Origin of the sequence: Planococcus lenghuensis, assembly GCF_001999905.1 — a bacterium.
Lineage (GTDB): Bacteria > Bacillota > Bacilli > Bacillales_A > Planococcaceae > Indiicoccus > Indiicoccus lenghuensis.
Map to the genome: position 1 here is coordinate 1 of NZ_CP019642.1, position 17,268 is coordinate 17,268.

The 17,268-nt window shown below is 43.2% G+C and carries 14 protein-coding genes and 1 pseudogene; 10 read left to right on the top strand and 5 right to left on the bottom strand.

The genetic code is table 11. From position 1 onward, the window contains the following. Nucleotides 1-165 precede the first annotated feature (165 nt). Nucleotides 166-1,478: pseudogene (locus tag B0X71_RS20225) on the top strand (transposase). Between the two features lie 738 nt (nt 1,479-2,216). Here the strand turns inward: B0X71_RS20225 and B0X71_RS20230 are convergent. Further along, nucleotides 2,217-3,344, bottom strand: a complete 1,128-nt coding sequence (locus tag B0X71_RS20230) for a tyrosine-type recombinase/integrase (protein WP_077591365.1) — start codon at nt 3,342-3,344, stop codon at nt 2,217-2,219. 443 nt (nt 3,345-3,787) lie between these two features. On the opposite strand from B0X71_RS20230, the gene B0X71_RS20235 reads away from it, so the two are divergent. Genes B0X71_RS20235 through B0X71_RS20245 form a run of 3 tightly spaced genes read left to right on the top strand, consistent with a single transcriptional unit; the run spans nt 3,788 to nt 5,269 of the window. After that, entirely contained in the window at nt 3,788-4,072 is a 285-nt protein-coding gene (locus B0X71_RS20235) for an AbrB/MazE/SpoVT family DNA-binding domain-containing protein (RefSeq protein WP_077591366.1), read from the top strand. Between the two features lie 31 nt (nt 4,073-4,103). Continuing rightward, complete coding sequence (locus B0X71_RS20240; protein ID WP_077591367.1) at nt 4,104-4,484, top strand: DUF6075 family protein; 381 nt, start codon at nt 4,104-4,106, stop codon at nt 4,482-4,484. Next, on the top strand, nt 4,481-5,269 hold the full coding sequence (locus B0X71_RS20245; RefSeq protein WP_077591368.1) for a helix-turn-helix transcriptional regulator: 789 nt from the start codon (nt 4,481-4,483) through the stop codon (nt 5,267-5,269). Before B0X71_RS20240 ends, B0X71_RS20245 begins: the two co-directional genes overlap by 4 nt. Nucleotides 5,270-5,728: 459 nt before the next feature. Here B0X71_RS20245 and B0X71_RS20250 read toward each other — a convergent pair whose 3' ends face one another. After that, nucleotides 5,729-6,865, bottom strand: coding sequence for a UvrD-helicase domain-containing protein (locus B0X71_RS20250; RefSeq protein WP_198038787.1), 1,137 nt, complete (start codon nt 6,863-6,865; stop codon nt 5,729-5,731). Beyond that, on the bottom strand, nt 6,843-8,474 hold the full coding sequence (locus tag B0X71_RS20255) for an ATP-dependent nuclease (protein ID WP_077591370.1): 1,632 nt from the start codon (nt 8,472-8,474) through the stop codon (nt 6,843-6,845). Before B0X71_RS20255 ends, B0X71_RS20250 begins: the two co-directional genes overlap by 23 nt. 452 nt (nt 8,475-8,926) lie before the next feature. Between B0X71_RS20255 and istA the strand changes: the two genes are divergently transcribed. Continuing rightward, nucleotides 8,927-10,474 (top strand): IS21 family transposase, encoded by a 1,548-nt coding sequence (gene istA / locus B0X71_RS20260; protein WP_156890012.1) that lies wholly within the window; start codon nt 8,927-8,929, stop codon nt 10,472-10,474. Beyond that, the gene (gene istB, locus B0X71_RS20265) at nt 10,471-11,229 is read left to right on the top strand and encodes an IS21-like element helper ATPase IstB (protein WP_077591372.1); all 759 of its coding nucleotides are present in this window, start codon (nt 10,471-10,473) and stop codon (nt 11,227-11,229) included. The genes istA and istB overlap by 4 nt, the downstream gene beginning before the upstream one ends. An 81-nt stretch (nt 11,230-11,310) precedes the next feature. On the opposite strand, the gene B0X71_RS20270 is transcribed toward istB, so the two are convergent. Further along, complete coding sequence (locus tag B0X71_RS20270; protein WP_077591373.1) at nt 11,311-12,210, bottom strand: LysR family transcriptional regulator; 900 nt, start codon at nt 12,208-12,210, stop codon at nt 11,311-11,313. A 272-nt stretch (nt 12,211-12,482) separates the two neighbouring features. Here B0X71_RS20270 and B0X71_RS20275 point away from each other — a divergent pair, with 272 nt between their 5' ends. The 3 genes from B0X71_RS20275 to B0X71_RS20285 all read left to right on the top strand — a co-directional run bounded on the left by B0X71_RS20275 (nt 12,483) and on the right by B0X71_RS20285 (nt 15,073). Next, nucleotides 12,483-13,496, top strand: coding sequence for a YbfB/YjiJ family MFS transporter (locus tag B0X71_RS20275; RefSeq protein ID WP_232336898.1), 1,014 nt, complete (start codon nt 12,483-12,485; stop codon nt 13,494-13,496). A 30-nt stretch (nt 13,497-13,526) separates the two neighbouring features. After that, a complete protein-coding gene (locus tag B0X71_RS20280; RefSeq protein WP_077591374.1) occupies nt 13,527-14,606 on the top strand; it encodes an NAD(P)H-dependent flavin oxidoreductase in 1,080 nt (359 codons plus the stop codon). A gap of 74 nt (nt 14,607-14,680) precedes the next feature. After that, nucleotides 14,681-15,073, top strand: a complete 393-nt coding sequence (locus B0X71_RS20285) for a tautomerase family protein (RefSeq protein ID WP_077591375.1) — start codon at nt 14,681-14,683, stop codon at nt 15,071-15,073. Between the two features lie 261 nt (nt 15,074-15,334). On the opposite strand, the gene B0X71_RS20290 is transcribed toward B0X71_RS20285, so the two are convergent. Next, nucleotides 15,335-15,913, bottom strand: a complete 579-nt coding sequence (locus B0X71_RS20290; protein WP_077591376.1) for a CGNR zinc finger domain-containing protein — start codon at nt 15,911-15,913, stop codon at nt 15,335-15,337. Between the two features lie 117 nt (nt 15,914-16,030). Between B0X71_RS20290 and B0X71_RS20295 the strand changes: the two genes are divergently transcribed. Continuing rightward, complete coding sequence (locus B0X71_RS20295; RefSeq protein ID WP_077591377.1) at nt 16,031-17,263, top strand: MFS transporter; 1,233 nt, start codon at nt 16,031-16,033, stop codon at nt 17,261-17,263. Nucleotides 17,264-17,268: the final 5 nt, after the last annotated feature.

Genomic DNA, 17,268 nt, shown 5'->3' on the forward strand with positions numbered 1-17,268 from the left:
ATAGATGAATCAATTTCATAATTGCGAGGCTTTGCGGCTCTAGGTGTGAAACGACAATAAAAAGGAGCACCTCCCTAAATCCTGTATAATGGTAGTCACCACAACACACCAGAACAGGAGGAAAGTGCTCTATGCCTATTATAAGACAAAGAGTACCTGTTTGACATGCAGGAATTATTCGAGATGGAACCTACCCACCGGTTCAATGCCGTTTTTTCGACATTGGAACTGAGGTTTTCGAGAAGAAAGACGCGCCGCGGCGCACCAAGGGAACTCAATTATGGCGCGATGATCTATTCGTTGATCGCTCGTGTGGTGGAGCGGAATCCCGACCATCAAGCTATTGGTCAAACGCCTGAGACAGGACCCGTTCTTTCGCTTCGACTGCGGTTTTCTGTTATCCCGATGACGTCCCGTCCGAAGCTTCCTACTCCCGCATGATTGCAGTGATCAGCGAGACGGACGCACTGTCGAAAATTCAGGATGTTCTAGTAGCGCAAGCCATCCAGGAAGGCTTCCTTACGGAAGAATCGCTGGCGATTGATGCGACGCATTTTGAGGCGCGTGATAAAGCCGTGGCTTCACCCAAAAAAGAGAAATCGGCTCCCAAGAAACGTGGACGCAAGTCCAAGAGTGAACGGGACGGGTGGCTCGCTGAACAGGAAGCACAGGAAAACGCCAAGACCCTTTATGAAAAAGAGATGGTTTTCTGCTGGATGAATCGGCTGAACCACTCGTGTGCGAGATGCCGATCGACCCGAAATGGGGCATCAAGAAAAACAGCGACGGTAAGAACACCTTCTGGTATGGGTTCAAGGCCCATCTCGCTGTAAGTACGGAAAGCCAGTACATCATCAGCGGGCTCATGAGCTCCGGCAGCCTCAATGACGGGAAAGCCGCCATTCCGCTTTTGAAGCAGATTGAAGCGCGGTGGCCCGGCCGGTTCCAGTCCGGCATCATGGACAAGGGCTACGATTACAAGGCGATCTATGAGCAGCTGCGCCGGATGGAACTCCAGGCGGTGATCGCCTACAATCCGCGTCAGGAAGGAGAAGTGCTCGGTTTCGATGAGCACTTCGCGCCGACATGTGTCCGGGAACACGCGTACCGATACGACAGTTACGATACGAAGTATGAAACCTTGAAATACACCAGACCGCACGAGTGCGCCACCTGTCCGCTGCGGGATGACTCCCTATGTCAGAAAGTCTATAAGATCAAAAGGTCGATCGACCTTCGCAAACATACTGTGCCGGCCAGAAGTTCCGTGAAATGGGATGCCATGTATAAAACACGTGGCGCTGTCGAACGGGTCAACGCTTACTTGAAGCAGAACTTCGATTTGAATAACGTCCGGCATCGCACTGGCAAAGAAAGCAAAAATTCATTTTCAATTGATCACACTTGTCTACAATGCATGCCGGCTGACAGCCGATAGGCTGAAACTGGCCGGTACGGTGAACGGGATCGCTGCCTGATTCGAATCCAGCTATAGAAGCTGCTCCTTTTTCATCTGAACGGAACGGGAATTTGCGAGACTCCTGCGGAATAACTGGCAGGCAAGATCCCGCCGCACGGAATGGGCGGTGAGACTTGCCGGTCAGTCCGCGGAAAGCGAGCGGGTTCCCGTCCGTTCAAGTAGTGATGGATTCCTTCCTAAAATCAATTTTTCAGAGGAAAAATGGACAGGAAAGCCGTCTGCGCTTTTTTAAATAGGCGATTTATGAAATTAGCTCAGATAGTAAAAAATTAAATAGTAATAGATTGACATAGCTATTTGAGATATATATAAAGTGCCATTCTTAGGTTGCCATAGTTCCGAATTCTTACGGTGCCAGGTAGCCTGATTTTTTGGGATTCATTCATCGTTGTAGTACTGGATACAGTCCTCCACCTTTTCCACGCCCTAAATATTACGCTGAGAATTAAATTTGACGTACTGGAACTTTTCCGACTTTAGCTTGGAATGAAACATCTCAGTGGTGACATTGTCCCAACGGTTTCTCCATCTCGACATACTGCTAATTAGGTGCTCCTGCTTCACCAAGTCTTGGTAGGCATAAGAGTATACATGCTCTCCCGGTCGAAGTGGACGATGACACCCTTGGGGTTTCCGCGTGCGGTCAGCGCCTTCTCTCTTGGAATCGTTTGAAAGTAGAGATGTACACCGGCATTTCAAGTTATTTAAACACTCAAGTACTTAAGTGGTTACACTTCTATAAAAATTCTTTCAGTGTATCGTCTGTCCATTGATTGACCGCGTGCCGTTCCTTCGCAAAGATCTTCTCCAAATAAATTTGCGTCGTATCCAATTTTTCATGGCCAAGCGAGCGCATAATATCGTAAATATCCACTTTGTTTAAATGAGAAGTAATAGCAAATGCGTGACGGAATACGTGGGGCGTAATTGTAACGTCCAATCCGTTCACGCGTTCCTGGATTTTGTCCATCTCCTTCGTCATGTACTGGATGAGGTAGCTCGGTGAGAACCGTGTGCCGCGGCCAGTCGTAAACAGCGGTGAATCGGGAGCTGCAGCGGACAGCGACGGAAGTCCGCGCGCTTTCCGGTACTCCTCGATGGCTGCCATCACACGCGGTTTCAGCGGAATCTGCCTACGCTTGTTGCCTTTGCCGACAACACTCAGAAAGTAGCCGCCGCGAATCCGGTCGCGCTGCACGTCCCGTACATCCAGTCTGCAGAACTCCTCGTTCCGGAGCCCCGTTGCGGTCAGTGTCAGTATGATGCCGAACATGACCGGATGCTCGATCGCCTTGAACCCCCGCAACATCTCCACCACGTCCTTCGGACCGAGATCCCGGTTCGGGCGGTCGTCTTTCCGCACCGTCGCTTTCCGCAATCCGTTATGAGTTTCTACCATTATATAACCCACCCGATGAAGGTACTGAAAAAAGGACCGGATAATGGTTGTTTTTCGAGTAATGGTTGTCTGACTGTAGGAACCGCGTTTTTGGACATAGGGACTTTCCGTAATCAGCCATTCCTGCCACCGACGCAAGTGTCGGGGTTCGAGTGACTTGAACAGGGAACGGTCTTTCACTTCCTCGATATCCAATCCGATTTCCGGTGCATGGGTCATCAGCTGCTTCACAAATTGCTGAAGCTCGTTTCGGTATTCCTGTTTCGTCCGCTCCGAGCGTTCATTCGCTTCATTCGTATGCCGGCGCTCGTGAATATACCAATTCAGCATATCCACGTCATCAAAATCCACGAATGGATTTTGGCCCGACTTTTCTGCCGTGTCTTTTTTCAGCTGGAGGGACGGGAGGGAAGCCGGCGAAAGGATCAGAAGCTCGTTTTTGTCGATTTTTGTCGTAACTTGCAATTTCTTTCAGCGCCTCTCACTTTTTATAATTTTCAATCTATGTCTATATTCAGTTGTTTATTTTTACTTCTTTCCGCCTCATTATACCAAAAACCTAAACAAATAGTCTCTTTGTTTTGTTTTTTTATTCTTTTGATTTTTTGTTTATAACTATATTTTCATAAATGTAATTACAAGCTGATTGAAATTAGATATACTTAACTTGTCAAAAGATTTACAGGAAATCAACGGTTATTTTCTCAAAAGAAATGGACTGACAAAAAACTGTGATTCTTGAACAGGAAAATCAACGACAAGTGGAAGGGGGGCTTGAACAAGTAAAAGTACGGGATGCAGTACGGGTCGGTAACCGGCATGGACGGAATTTAATTGAGCCGGCTGGAAGAAACGGATTTTTTAAGAAGTAGAAACCAAAATTAACCTCATCAGAATGGAGAATCGCAATGAAAAGTACAGGTGTTGTACGAAAAGTTGATCAGCTGGGACGGATTGTGGTCCCGAAAGAACTCAGACGAACGCTGGGGATTGAAAATGGAGATCCGCTCGAAATTTTTATGGAAGAAAATCGGATCATCTTGAAAAAGTATAACGCACAAGGCGCCTGTGCGGTCACCGGGGAAATCACGAATGAAAATAAAGACTATGCACCCGGACTGACCCTCAGCCCGAAAGGTGCGGCCTTGCTACTGGAACAATTGAAAAGCAATGCCACAGACGAATCACACTAACCAATTTGATATGGACTCAGGAGGAACGATTATGTCCGCATACGAACGTTTAGCCCCTCAGTTTTTAACAGCCCAGCACCGGCAATCTTTCTATCAAGCGCTCAGCAAATTCCTGCCCATAGAGCAACGAAGCTCGGAATACCAGTCTGCTCTTTTCATCATGACGAGCACGGATGAACTGATCGAGAAGATGTTGCCGTACTTTACAAAGACCGGATTTCAAGCACAGGAAATGTTTGCGGAAGAAGACTTCAGCAGCAGGTACCGGAAAATGGCCATGCTGGCCGTCAATCTGTATAACGGGGACTACGAGGAGCCCATTTTGGATATCATCACAGACCTGGACCCGTCGATGTTCCAAACGATGCTGCAGGCGCTGATCATCCGGAAGTATGGCGTGAAATCCTTATGACAAATGCAAATAAGGATTTCTACCACGTTGATGAAGTGGCGAAAATCCTGGACATCAAGAAATCGACCGTTTACAGTTACGCTTCCAAAGGGCTTATTGAGCGACTTCCAGATCCGCACCGTCTATTGCGCGGCGGGAAATACAGCCGGACGAGCGTGGATCAGCTGGCCCGGCAAAAACAAGCAGCAGCGGAAGCCGGACGTTCCATCAATGACGTAGCGGAAGGAATCGGCGTGAGCGCCGGGAAAGTCCGGAAAGTTATCGAAGAACTTGAACTGGACGTGAAGAAAGTGGAAGCGCCCTTTGAAAAGGCGTCTTACCGCTTCGCCATCACTCCGGAACAGGAGGAAGCGATTGCCGAACACCTGCAGAAGCGCAACACGACCCGTCCGAAACGAAACCAGCTGTATTTGCAGCAACTGGATGCTGCTCTATACCAGTCTTACCAGATTGCCGGTGATCAGTTTGTCCGGCTCCGAGAACATCCGGAAAGAGGGTACGGGTTTTTCCTGGAACACGAGCAGTTCATCACGCTGCAGGAAGGATTGAATCTGTATGAGCTGAAACCGCGCTATTCCATCCATTCCCGCAGAAAGAAAGATGGACCGGGATTCACAGACATCGATGTGCTGTTCGGGACACCGGAATTCTATCAGATCCTCGATGTGCTGCTTGCGACTTGCGGAGTCGAAAATTTCAATGTGGAGATAATGGGGGGCAAGTACGAATTGCGGTCCGGAATGGCCGCTATCCTCGGAATGCGCTTACAAATACGGAAGCAGTAACTATCCTGCAGAAGTACATCACGGACGGTCTGCTTGTCCCGCATGAGAACGAATGGGAGTTTTTCAAGGATGAGAAAACGGTAACGCTGAAGCTACCGACTTCTGTTTATAAGCAAATAGAGAAGCGGGCGAAAGAGAAGCATATGCCCTTGAACGATTACATGGTCCAGTTGATTACAGAACGAGGGGGAGGGCCGATTCGGTAGATGAATGGAGAATTCATATGGCGAAATCCATCGTTCGACCGCCGTTTAATGTATCGCAAGAAAAATAGGTAAAACCCATATGTGCTTTGTAATAAAAAAGTGCAGAAGAATGCAACGGCGAATACAGAATGTTGCAACTTGACATGGAGCCTCTGCGAGTATGATTATAAGGTCAGGAAACCAGTTATATCAAGGGCTGGCTTCGCCTAGCAAGACGACCATACCCGCTACTCCATGTGAAGCCGCAACACTCTTACCCGTTTATCAAAAATTTATTTACCTTTAGTTTTCTTCCTTCTATTTCTAATGTGTATTCTTTAAAATACTCACTCTCTTTTAAATTATGTGCTACGAATGCCAAACTATACCTCGGACGAGTAACTCCTACATAGTACTTTTCAGGGCTTTTTAAGGATTGATTTGGATTTGTTAAGAACTTCTTTAGAGGTCCATTGGGAAATATCAATACCCGGTCTAGAGTCAGTCCTTTACTGACACCGAAATTTAACGCATTATAGCCTAGAGTATCAGTTCTCTTATCAAACCTTAATACAGCTGGTTGAAAGTGATTTACGTAGTCTTTTACGTCTTCTTTAAGTACCTGAAAAACGCCCATATATTCTTTCGAAGCTTCACTTATACTCGTTATAGGATCACCTGGATAAACTAAATTAGAAAAATCAGCAATATCTTGTATGAATCTTCTAGAACAGTTGCTGTTCAATACTTCTATTTCATGAGAGTCTTTAAGTGTCTCTAAATAATTAAAAACATTTCCTCCGCTCTTTTTCTTATTAGATTTAGCGTTGTGTGTTTTCAATGTAGATTGCTTATAATCTCCAACACAATAAATTTTTATTGATGATAGTAATAATAATTCTAATAAATCAATGTCTCTACCAGCTAAATCTTGAAGTTCGTCAATATAAATACAAGAATAAATCTCTTCCAGCCTATTTATTACTGCCCCATTGGACATTAGATTTAGGTATATAGCAAGTTCTGAAGCATGATTCGCTTTTACATCGTTATTACTATTTAGGTAATAAGGAATTGTATTTATTTTAGAGAAGTTTCGGCGTCCATAAATTCCTGAAAAATCAAATGAGTTTACCGCATTGATTTTATTCAAAAGGAAAACTTGGTATGGTCTGATCAACTCCCTCAAAACGAACTGAAACCAAGTATAAGTTCTTACATGTTCATCTAAGACTCCTGAATTTTGTTTAGCATATTCCTTTTTTAAAGAGTCCACACCCTTATTTGTATAAGAAACCATCAAGGTTTTTTTAGTAGAATCAGAAATATTAAGTGCGTCATTGCATATTCCCCATGTCTTTCCAGACCCTGCACAAGCGAGAACAATTTTATTTTTTAATTGCTTTTTCAATGTACTCGGGATATTTAATACATTCTTTCGAATTAAATACCCTCAACCCCCATTCAACTTTATTACTTAACATAAAACTCAATATTTCGTTCTCTGATTTATTTTGCATTGATCCATTTTTAGAGAGCGCGTTCTTAAATCTTGAAAAAGTCTCGGAATCACTCAAATTCATTGCTAAAATGCTCGGTTCGAGAGTATGCAAATCTTCATTTTCTTCATAATAAGCTTTAATCAATCCATCGTTATTTCCTATGTAGTCTTTATATTTTTCAATAATGTTCTTGTCTATATCGTTGTCATTGTCCGTAATAATATTTAATGGTTTTTTTATCAACAGGGCTAAGTCGCAATAACGTTTAAAAGCAAGAGAGTCAACTGTTATAACATCTGTAGCATCTTCGATCGGTAGTTTTCCGTATTTATCGAAATATGCACGTTGGACGATTAATTCGTCTGTAGGGCCTTCTACTAAGATGATTTTTTTAGCGAGTAAAAACCTAAGAGTATTATAACCGGGTAGTTTTACAAAGAAGTCCATAGTTTCTGCATTCACGTCGTTTAAAAGTCTTACTTGACCTTGATGCAAAAGAATAATATTTTTTAGTCCTATTTTATTCGCTACAAAACTGCTGTGAGTTGATATAAAGACTTGCTTAGAATCATCACTACTAATCCTTGAAATCAATTTGGACATATTACTAAAAGACAAGTTATTTTCTGGTTCTTCAAAAAGAATGAAATTAGATTTTTGAGAGTTTTCCTTCATAACTAATTCCATCTTAATCAAGTTTTGGCTTCCAAAGCCAATATCCTCAAACGGAGTGTGTTCAACATCTACAGAAACTTCGTTCTTCCAAGCATCAAGCACCTCTTCTCTCATGCTCAGTCTTATTTCTTTATCGTCTAAGCGAACACTGTTTCTTATTCTGTTATTGAGACTGGCCACACTTTCATTAGAGTTAAACTCATGTTTTATCTTTCTATAAGTTCTAGCTAAACTCACTTGCTCTTCACTTGTTAGATTTTCAGCTATATTTGAACTAATAAACTTGTTTATTGAATTGCTATAGTCTTTTTTAGTAGTATCCATTACTGATACCTTAAAAGGCAAAGTTCTAAAAATGATTGGATTTCCTGAAAAATCATTCCAAGTAACATCATAAAACTCAACTGGTATATCATATATTTCTCCAGCTTTTAACATATCCACAAAAGCCTTAGAGTATATGGGATTAAATTTCACAGACATGTTTATACCCGGACAATCTTCACCTAAATAATTGTTTCTCCCTTTATATTCAGAATTGCTTCCAACGTCTTTGAAGTAAACTTCCAGAACGATGCTAGGAAGTTCTTCTATAGTACTTTCCGGGTTCTGTAACTGTAGAATAAAGTTTTGTCTAACTTGATAATTAAAGTAAGACGCCTTGAGTTGGCGTTCAAAGGGATAATTATTCATTTTACCGCTAATCACTATTTGAAGTATCTCTAATAGAGTACTTTTCCCTGAATCATTATTTCCGACAAAAATATTGTAACCTACGTTTACTTTAATGACTTGGTCCTTGAACAATTTATAATTTTTAATTAGTATTTTATCAATTTTCATATTTTGACCTCTTATTCGTATTAGTAATCAATTTCAAATTTTACTATAACATACTATATATCAATCAATTCGAATTATTTAGAAGTTTAATTCTCTGAAATGTATAGTTAAAGACTCAATTTTCAATTGAGATTTTTTACTAAATCTCGCTTAACTCCTATAATTTCTGTCCATAAAAGTATGTAGAAAAAAAGGACGTTCGCAAAGTATTTGAATACATTTACGAACGCCCTTTTTGTCATTATTCAATGTGTTGTTGAAACGTTCGTAAACGTGTACTTTTACGAACACTTTTATTCAAACGACTGTTAGTTGAAATTTCACTGTAACCGCTAGAATAAAATTGACAGTTTCCGCTAAGAACCCCTTTACACTTTCGCCACTAAAAATCAATCTTCCGGTAAACTAATTGTATTCGTTTAGTGGAGGTTGGGAAGTTGGAGGATCGGTTATTGTTATTCTTGAAAATTCAGCAGTTGAAAGAGAAGAAATTTAAAGTGGCACAGATTGCAGCGGAATTGAAAATCTCAAGACCGACGGTCTACAAGTATCTGGAGATGGACTTTGAAGAGGTGCGGGAGTATATATCAAATCCCCATCGAAAAGCGAAGAAGCTGGATCCCTATCGGGATTGGATTGTCGCTTGGCTGGAGGAGTATCCGCATTTAAGTGCAGCTCAGATCCAGGACCGGCTGCTGGAGCGCTATCCCGATCTGTCGATTGGGGAAAGCACAGTCCGGTTGTATGTAAGTGAAATCCGGGAGATCTACCAGATTGAGAAAAAGGCAGTGGTGAGGCACTACGAGGCTGTTCCTGAACAACCGATGGGTAAGCAGCTTCAGGTTGATTGGGGAGAGACAAAGCAACGGACGACAGCGAAAAAAGAAGTGAAGCTCTACTTCATCGCATTCGTTCTGGCGCACTCCCGCTATAAGTATATGGAGTGGCAGGATCGGCCCTTCACGACACGTGATGCCATTCGTTGTCATGAGAATGCTTTCCGGTTTTACGGCGGCCGGCCAGAGGAAATCGTCTATGATCAGGACCACCTGCTTACAGTCAGCGAGAACGCCGGCGATCTCCTACTGACAGCTGAATTTCAGGCTTATGTAAAGGAGCGCAAATTCAAGATTCACTTATGCCGGAAGGCAGATCCTGAATCGAAGGGAATGATTGAGAACGTGGTGAAGTACATAAAAGGGAATTTCGCGGACAGTCGGGTGTTCAGTGAAATCAAAGACTGGAACAGGCGTGCATGGCAGTGGCTGGAGCGCACAGGGAATAAAAATGTCCATCATACAACGAAAAAAAGACCGGTCGCAGTGTTTCTCGTCGAAAAGCAACACTTACAACCCGTCTCTCCTCTACTTTCAAATGAAAGTACCGATGCCCCTAGTATAACAAGGAACGTAGGCAAGGACAATACGATTCGTTACCGCTCAAACCGGTATACAGTGCCAACTGGAACCTACGGTTCCCTGCCTGAGAACCGGGTGATGATCGAAGTGAAAGGCAAGAAGCCAGGCACGTTGCTTATCCGTAAGCCACAGGGAAGGGAAATCATCGCTGAGCACCCGATCAGTATGGAGAAAGGAAAGCTCATCCGTAACCGAAACCATACGCGTGACCGGTCCAAAGGAATCGAATCAGCGAAAAAAGAAGTAATTTACAGCTTTACAGATTCAGAATCCGCTGCCGTCTACGTGGATGAGCTTTGCCAGCGATACCCACGATACCGTCGCGACCAGCTGGCGATTCTTCAAAAAGCAATTCTGGAAGAATCGGAATGGGTAGACGAAGCGCTCCGGAAATGTGTGGCTGAGCAGCTCTACAGCGCAAATGATTTCCGTGATGTGGTTTCCCATTTAAAAAGCATGGACGCCGAATTGGACCGGCCGGTCCATGAACACCTGACGGTCCAGCCAGCCAGACCGGATATCTCTGTGAATATCCGTCCGCTCGACGCCTACACACGCATCTTGGAGGGGCATGCCATATGAACAAGTCTGTGAAAGAACTGCAGGAACAGTTCCGTCAGCTTCGGCTGGCGGAAACAGCTGAGGAACTACCCCAACTTCTGCGAGAAGCTGAAAAAACATCGTGGACGTATCTTGAGTTCCTGGAATCGCTGACTGCCTTCGAACTGGCGAAACGGGAAGCGAAAAGCATCGAGCGGCGAATGAAATGGGCGCGGTTCCCTTACGTGAAGACACTACAGGAATTCAAAGTGGAGGAACAGACCTCATTGAGCGAGCGCCAGCTTGCGCAGCTTAGGGAATTTAATTGGCTGGAACAGCGGTTTAACTTAATCCTGCTCGGCCCTCCGGGTGTTGGGAAGACATTTCTGGCCATCGGCCTGGGCATTGAAGCGATTCAACGGGGTTTCCATGTGAGCTTCGTAACAATGGGTGAATTGATGCGCCTCTTAAAGACGGAGGAATTCGTACATAAGTCAAAAGTACAGACGAAGCGGATTGAAGCTGCGGATCTAGTGATCATCGATGATTTGATGTACATGGCGATGGATCAACGGGAGGCTAACCTTTTCTTCCAGCTGGTCAACCATTTGTATGAACGGAGTTCAATCATTCTGACCTCGAATAAGAGCCCGGATCAGTGGAGTGAACTGATGGGCGATCAAGGTATTACGACCGCCATTCTGGACCGCCTGTTACATCGGGTAGAGGTTCTTCACATGGACGGTGACAGCTATCGGATGAAACATCGCCAGCATGTATTTTCAGCAAAAGTGTAAACGGCATCTTAGCGAAAACTGTAAAATTCCTCTTGACGGTTACATTCACCTTCTTAAAAGGTGGGGAATGGAAATGAAAATTTAGATTTGAATCAAATTGCGCGCTTCCCCTAATCCCTTCTCCTCGCTCAACAGGTTCAAAAATTTAGTTAAAGGCGTTGCTACGTACTTGTCTTTCCGGTAAATGAAAAGGGTGTCGACTTTTCCGTAGGGATTTGGAAGCTTATGCTGTCTCAGTGTGCCACCATTTATCTGCTTGGCAACGACACTATATGGAAGCATACTGATGCCGAGTCCAGCAGCTACACAACCGATAATCGCATCAAGGGTGCCAAATTCCATGATCTTGTTTGGCACGACTCCTTCTTGGTGCAGCCAGTCTTCCAGCTTTGCCCGGTAAGAACAGCCGGACCGAAAAACAAGCAGCGTCCGATTCTCAATTTCTTTTAGTGAGGACAAGGACGGTTGCTTCATATCGGTGATCAGCACCAATTCCTCTTCAAAAACAGTTTCTTGGATGATTTCCGGATGCTCAATAGGTCCAGATACAAAAGCTCCATCTAATTCATACTGCAGAACGCCATGGAGGTGCTGTTCCGTCGGCCCTGTAATTATCGTCAGGTCCACGTCGGGATAGCCCTGATGGTATTTCGAAAGCAGCGCCGGCAAGCGGATGGCTGCAGTTGTTTCCATAGAGCCGATCATTAGCGGCCCTTTTGGTGTCTGGTCATCTTTCATCACCTTATTTGTTTCATCAATCAACCGAAAGATTCTTTTTGCGTAAATCAATAAAGATTCTCCTTTTGACGTTAAGATAATGCCGCGATTGTGCCGATGAAACAAGGTGGTTTGCAGATGGTTTTCCAATTGTTGAATTTTCGTGGTGATGTTTGACTGCGCATAATTAAGCTCCCGCGCTGCAGCTGAAATGGTTCCCATTTTTGCGACTGTCTGAAACACCTTTAAGGCTTGTAAGTCCATCGGAAAACTCCTTTAGTCTAAGTCATTTAGATATTTGGTATCTATAAAACAGATACCTAGTATCATTTATATGCATTATAACATATAGCAAAATGGAGTTATAATTATAGATGTAATGATTTTAGAGGAAGCAAAGGGTTGAATAAACCATCATTTCTTATAGTAGCAGGTGGGGTTATTTCATTGATCATCGCCATGGGAATTGGGAGGTCTGCTTATACGCCTATTCTGCCGGCTACTTACTAGGTACTGTTCTAGCAGGTGTACTTCCCATAAAGAGGCACCGAACGTTTCTGTTAAGATTCCATCTTATCATCAGTATCTTAACCACTCTTTTCATGAGCTTCACCAGTTCGCTTATATTTCGGAATGTCTTACGCTTTCTATCCGGCTTCGCCAGTGCCGTTGTATTGGTCTTAGCTTCCGGCATCGTCCTGGATAAACACGCTTCGATAAACAAAACCCATTGGTCGGGTGTATTTTACGGAGGGGTTGGTTTTGGCATCTTCTTATCAAGCCTTCTTATCCCGAGGCTAAATGAGCCGTTTCATTGGGAAGGTCCGTGGATTGGATTGGCTGCGGTCAGTGGTTTTTTGGCTTTCTTCGTGTGGATTTGGCTGAAAGACACTACACAGACTGCCGGGAAAAAGGAAATAAAAGAAGCAGCGGTTCAAACACCGCCTGTAAGATGGCTCCCTTGGTTGACGGTTGCATATGGCCTGGAAGGGTTGGGCTATATCGTCACGGGAACGTTCATCGTATCGATTGCCGAAAAAAGTCCTTCTTTCCATAGCGATGCGACGTTAGTTTGGCTGGTGGCCGGATTGGCCGCAATTCCGTCCTGCATTCTGTGGTCTGTTCTCGCGAATAAGTGGGGCTATGTAAAGTCTTTGATTCTGGCCATGGTCTTACAGGCAATTGGTATCGTGATTCCGGTAGTTTGGGTCACGCAAACAGGGATCCTGATAAGCGGCTTGCTCTTTGGTGCGACGTTTATGGGAATCATCACGCTGGCGACCACATTGAGGCGGCAAATGAATCCTGCGAAAAGCAGCCAGATCATTGGCAGCTTGACGGCTGTCTATGCGGTGGGGCAATTGATTGGGCCAAGTCTTGCCGGATTTATGTCATCGGCGACCCAAAGTTTTAACGCAGCATTGATTGGGGCGGCCGCAGTCGTTTTACTGGGAGCTTGTTTACTTGTAAACGGCATTTCATTTGAGAAAAAAGCGACTAAACTACAAAGCCAAGTCAATTTGCCTGTAGAAAACAGTGACTGGAAGTAAAACAAAAAACAATTCGGGAGGATGAAGCAGATGTTAACAAATACGCTCATTGAACTATTGAAAATAGAGTACCCCCTCGTACAAGCTCCTATGGCGGGTGGCGTCACCACGTCGAAACTGGTGGCTGAAGTTTCAAATGCTGGGGGTTTGGGTATGATTGGAGCCGGCTACCTGAATCCGCATCAAGCCCGGGAACAGATTCGGGAGACCAAGCAGCTGACTGCCAATCCTTTTGGCATCAACTTATTCGTTCCCGAGGAATTTGATGTAATGGATGGGGAAGTCAACTCAGCGAACCAAGCCTTGAAGCCCATCCGGCATCAATTGAATCTGCCACCAAAAGAGGGCTTTGAGTTTCCTGATGCAGCGAATGTCCAAGAAGCATTCGCCGATCACATTCAAGTTGTAATTGAAGAGAAAGTGCCCATTTGTTCGTTTACATTCGGCATTCCATCGGAGGACGTCATCGCTGACTTAAAACGGCACGACGTATTCTTAATCGGAATCGCTACAACGGTCGAGGAAGCGATTGAAAATGAAAAAGCCGGAATGGATGCCGTTGTCGTGCAAGGAAGTGAAGCTGGGGGGCATCGAGGAAGCTTTATGGACGGAAATCAGGAAAAACTGATTGGTCTGATGTCCTTGATTCCGCAGGTCGTCGATGAGGTAAGCATTCCCGTTATTGCAGCAGGGGGCATCATGGATGGAAGAGGGCTGATGGCTTCCATTTGCTTAGGGGCAAATGGGGTCCAAATGGGGACAGCTTTTATGACATGCCAGGAGAGTGGAGCGCATGAAACACATAAAGCAGCGATTCTCAACGCTCATGAAGATCAGACCGTCTTGACCCGTGCCTTTTCCGGGAAGTGGGCAAGGGGAATTGAAAACCGCTTCATCTCAGAAATGAAAAGGCACGAACGGTTCTTGCCGGATTTTCCCGTCCAAAACGTCTTGACCAAAGATATACGCAAGGGTTCTGCTGGTCAAAAAACGCCAGAGTTTATGTCACTTTGGTCCGGTCAAAGTCCAAGATTAGCTAAAAGACAGACCGCCAAGGAATTGATTCAAACCGTCATGGAAGATGTAAAGAGGATCTCTTCGAATTTCTGACTGGAAGTAAGGTTTCCATCCCTCACTGTAATAGGCACTTGAATCTAATCAAAATAGCTGAAGGAGTAAATGATATGCCATTGATGAAGATCGACATAATGCGTGGACGCTTGAAGGAGGAAATTAAAGAGCTTTTGGACATCTCTTATGAAGTTATGCTGGAGACATTAGGTGTCCCGGAAAATGACCGGTACCAAATTGTGACACAGCATGATGAAAATGAAATGATCATTCTGGATACGGGATTGGGATTTTCAAGGACTCATGAGGTAGTGGTGTTCAGTTTGGTCTCGCGTCCGCGAACGGTTGCCCAAAAAGAACTTTTTTATAAAGAATTGGCGATGAGATTAAACGAAAAGATGGGCTTGAATCCTTCAGATGTAATAGTTAACTTTTCAATCAACCAAGATGAAGACTGGAGTTTTGGTCAGGGAGAAGCCCAGTTCCTAATTGGAAAACTGAATTAGAGAGTTACATCCTTGACCTAAGTGCTTATTTTAAGTATTACATTTGAAGCGATTTAACTTCAGTAATTTCAAAAAAATTTAAAGATAAAATCACTACCAGTTAACATATGAGGGCTTATCAGAAGTTGATTTTGTACAAAGAGAGAGGAGAGGCTGAACGAGTACATTTTCTCTCTCTCTTTTTGTCTGGAAAAGTGTACTTTTACGAACGGTTATTATGTGACTTAGTAAACATGAGTACGTATTTAAAAATGTTTATTGTTATTGTTTATTCTTTTGTTGATGCCGAGTAACTTTTTTTCGATTGCCACATATTTTCATAGAACACCATTTACGTCTTCCGTTAGAATCAATAAATAGCAGCACACACTCCGGATTTGCACACTGGCATATGCTTTCCAGTTTATTAGTCGCATATAGACTAACTGCGTTATAGGCTATTAATGAAACGAGCGCATCTACAGGTTTTCCTATTGGAATAGGTATTAAATTTTTACCTTTCAATTCATATGAAAAGGGAGCTTCTTTTATTAAAGATTGTAAGTATGAAATTAATCCAATTGAAGGCTTCCCTTCAGTCGCCATCTTCTCATATTCTCTCCGAAGCAACGAACGTATATCACGTAAAGGTGTTACTGCATCAACTGCCCATTCTTCTAGATTATTGTTAAATTGTTCATCAAGTAAGACATTATGACGTTTAAGCGTATTGATCCATTCAATTACATGTTTTGATTCTGTTAATAAATCATGACGCGCCCCATGTCTAACTAACTCGGTATTGACTAGATCTAAAGAAACCTCTCCAGAAATAAGTGGAAATTTTGTTTCGACAGCCATAAAATCACTCACCCCCCTCTTGTTAACCTATAATAAAACATTTGACAGGTTAATTAAAGAAATATATATTATTAACCAGTAAAGTTTTATTTAAGAGGTTAAAATAGGAGGGGTTTTATGCGAAGTTCTTTTTTAGGTCCTAAAATTGTAACAGTTACTTTTATTACACTAATGGGTGCGTTTGGATTAAATCTAACAGCGGGACAATTTTTTGCTCCATTAAATGAAACGTACGGCTGGGATTTGACGATACTAAGCTTAGCTGTTTCGCTTAACATGATAACTTGGGGGATCTTTCAGCCAGTTATGGGAAAATTAATTGATCGTTTTGGCCCTAAACCGATTATTGCGTGTAGTGCTGCTTTAATGGGTATTGCTTTTATACTCTCAGCAACGACTACAGAAATATGGCAATTCTTTATTTATTATGGTGTATTAACTGCTATTGGATTTGCTGGCTGCGGCTCGATGGCCAATTCTGTTTTAGTCTCACGCTGGTATGTGAACAAAAGGGCCAAGATGCTTTCAAGAAGTTCCATGGGAATGAATATAGGTCAACTTGTGCTTCTGCCATTAACCGGATTTCTAATTGCCACTTCAGGATTTCGCTCAGCCTTTGTGGTGCTTGGTTTAATCATGCTGTTTTTAGTTGTTCCAGTAGTATTGATCTTTGTTAAAAATAATCCGTATGATGTTAATCAAATGCCTGATGGAGATTCAACGTCTGTATTCAAATCTATTAAAAGTGCCTCGTTGCAAGATGCATTACATAGTCGAGAATTTTGGATTGCAACTATTGGATTTGCAACATGTGGATTCACATTATACTTAGTGACTATGCACCTACCGAATTTTGCGATTGATCTTGGAGGAGGAAAAGCTCTTGGGGGACAGTTGCTTGGTATAGCAGCACTGGCCAGTGCTCTTTCTATGTGGATAACCGGTCAGTTAACAAGAATCATCAGAAAAAAGAATTTATTACTAGTGCTTTATATTATTCGATTTATTGCTTTTGTTTGGATTGCAATGTCTCCAGGAATCTGGCAATTATATATTTTCGCTGTTGTATATGGGATTTCTTCGATGCCGATAATTCCGCTAGTGACTGGCATTATTGGTGATCGATTTGGTAAAAACGCTATGGGAAGCATCTTAGGTTTTAGTTGGTTATTACATCAAATTTTTGCAGCATCAGGTGTGTTCATAGGCGGATATCTTCGTTCTATTTCTGGAAGTTATAACAATGCGTTTTGGATGGGAGCAGCAATTTTAGCGCTAGGTATTGTTGTTACAGTTTTTATGAAGAAGGAAGAAGTAGCTTTACAGACCAAAGCAGTTCAAGCACAATAAAAGAG